Genomic DNA, 2,197 nt, shown 5'->3' with positions numbered 1-2,197 from the left:
CTACGACAAAACCGCAGACAGTTTCCTCGGCTTCATCGACATCGCCTGCATCAGGCTCTGGCTTCGCCATTTGTCAACATGACCTAGTCGCCCGGCACGGCGGGCGGGACGCGCAGGATGGCCTCGTGATAGGCGATGGCCTCGTTGAGATCCTCGAAGACCGTCAGATGGCCGCGGTCCAATACCGCGCCCATCTGGCACATGTTGCGGATCATCGGCATCGAGTGGCTGACCACGATCGCCCCGGAGCTGGCCATGCGGTCGTTGAACACCCGCTGCGACTTGGCGCGGAAATCCGCGTCGCCGACGCTGGTCACCTCGTCCACCAGGTAGGTGTCGAAATGGATGCCCATGCTAGTTCCCATCGCCAGCCGCGAGCGCATCCCCGAGGAATAGCTGGCGAAGGGCTGGTGGTAATGCTGGCCGAGCTCGGCGAAATCCTCGACGTAATCGACCAGCTCGTCGGTATCGACGCCGTAGATCCGGGCGACGAAGCGCACGTTCTGCGCCCCGGTCAGCTCGCCATGGAAGCTGCCCATGAAGCCGACCGGCCACGAGATGGTGCCATCCGACAGCACCCGCCCCGAACTGGGCGAGACGGTGCCGGCGATCATGCGCAGCAGCGTCGACTTGCCGGCGCCGTTGCGGCCCAGCAGCGCCACCGAGACGCCGGTGGGGAACACCGCGTTGATATTGTCGGCCACCACGGTCTGCCGGCCCTTCAGCCGGTAAGCCTTGGTCAGATTCTGCAGCCAGATCATCGCTCAGCCGCGGTCGCGGATGCTGTAATAGATCAGGACAAGGATGGACCAGCCGGTCAGCAGCATGCCCGCCACCATCAGCAGCAGCCAAGGCCGGTTCGGCTCGGTCGAGCTTTGCGCCACCTTGGGCTCGATATGCGCGGCCAGGTAGCGCGACTGGCGCTGCGCCTCGGCCAGGGCGGTTTCATAGGCGATGCGGGCGGTGCGATAGGCGCCCTCGGCGAATTCGCGGTCCACCGCCAGCTTTTCGTATTCGGCCATCAGCTGGGCATAGCTCTCGCCCGCCGGACCCTGGCCCTCGGCGCCGAACTTGCTGCGCTCGGCGTCGATCAGCCGGCGCAGCGCGTCGATCTTCTGCTGCGACTGGATGACGCGGTGGTCGGTGGGCTGGGCGTTCTCGATCAGCAGGTCATGGGCGACCAGCGCCTCGGCCAGCTGGGCCTGCAGGCCGCTCAGCACGCCCATCTGCCCGGCCAGGTCGGCCTCGGGATCGACGATCTGCGACCTCATGCGAAAGGCGGTCATGGCCTGGCGGGTCGCGGTCAGTTCCTCGCGGGCCTTGTCCAGTTCCTGCTTGGCAAGCCGGGTCGCGTCGTCCTGGGCGATGGCCGACAGCTCGTTGATCTTGTCCGAGCTTTGCGTGAACACCGCCGCGGCGATCTGCTGCGCGTCCTCGGGGGTGAAGGCGCTGACATTCAGCGTGATCAGCGCCGTCGAGCTGTCGTAAAGCACCTTGACCTGGCGCTGCCAGTATTCGGTCAGATCCTCGATATGCCCCTCGGGGTCGAAGGCGAAGACGAAGTCATGCGGCCAGTCGCGCGAGAAGCGGGTGCGCAGGTCAAGCTCGGCGTCGATCCTCTCGACCATGTCCTGGCTGCGGATGTATTCGTAGAGGATGTCGGTATCCGAGGCGCTGCCGCCGCCGCTGCCCGCGAAGGAGGACAGCCCGCCCAGCAGGTCGATCGAGGGCACCGACTGTTCCTTGCGGACCGAAAAGCCCACGGTCGAGACATATTGGTCGCTGGCCCGCGCCCAGAGATACCAGGCCCAGAGCGCCGTCGGCAGCGCCACCAGCAGCAGGAACGAGGCCAGCAGCAGCCAGTGCCGCCGCCGCGGCTGGGCCAGGCCGACCGGCGGCCGGATGGGTTGCACCGCCGTCGGCGGCACGGCCGGCATCGGCCGGGGGGCGGGCTGGGCCACGGCCTGACCCATCGGCCGCACCGGGATCGGCTGGGATTGCGGGCGCATGGCGGGTGGCTGGTGGTTGGCCTGCATCGGCCGCGGCGCCTGCCCGGGGCCCTGGGGCCGGGCGGGCAGGGGCTGCTGCGCGTGGGCTTGCTGCGGATGGGCCTGCTGCGGATGGGGCGGTTGCCGCTGCTGCTGTCCCGGCGGCTGTCCCGGCGGCTGCGGCTGCGGCTGCGGCTGTTGCGGCGCTG

General features: G+C 68.1%; 2 protein-coding genes and 1 pseudogene. 1 reads left to right on the top strand and 2 read right to left on the bottom strand.

The features are described from left to right. Nucleotides 1–82: pseudogene (locus tag I9P22_RS23970) on the top strand (IS5/IS1182 family transposase); the annotation flags it as partial. Nucleotide 83: 1 nt separating this feature from the next. Here the strand turns inward: I9P22_RS23970 and I9P22_RS23965 are convergent. Together I9P22_RS23965 and I9P22_RS23960 are read right to left on the bottom strand one after the other, a co-directional pair. Continuing rightward, nucleotides 84–761 (bottom strand): ABC transporter ATP-binding protein, encoded by a 678-nt coding sequence (locus tag I9P22_RS23965; protein WP_199262718.1) that lies wholly within the window; start codon nucleotides 759–761, stop codon nucleotides 84–86. Between the two features lie 3 nt (nucleotides 762–764). Further along, nucleotides 765–2,036: a capsule biosynthesis protein gene (locus tag I9P22_RS23960; RefSeq protein ID WP_233253578.1), complete on the bottom strand. Its 1,272-nt coding sequence runs from the start codon at nucleotides 2,034–2,036 to the stop codon at nucleotides 765–767. Between the last annotated feature and the right edge of the window lie 161 nt (nucleotides 2,037–2,197).

It is taken from the genome of Paracoccus binzhouensis (genome assembly GCF_016446475.1).
In the GTDB taxonomy this organism is placed as follows: Bacteria; Pseudomonadota; Alphaproteobacteria; order Rhodobacterales; family Rhodobacteraceae; genus Paracoccus; species Paracoccus binzhouensis.
Note: the sequence above shows the minus strand (reverse complement) of the source record. Positions and strands in the feature narration are given on the sequence as shown.

Excerpts from the sequence above, each read along its gene's own strand:
- I9P22_RS23965 (WP_199262718.1), bottom strand. The coding sequence starts at position 761 with ATGATCTGGCTGCAGAATCTGACCAAGGCTTACCGGCTGAAGGGCCGG.
- I9P22_RS23960 (WP_233253578.1), bottom strand. The coding sequence starts at position 2,036 with ATGCAGGCCAACCACCAGCCACCCGCCATGCGCCCGCAATCCCAGCCG.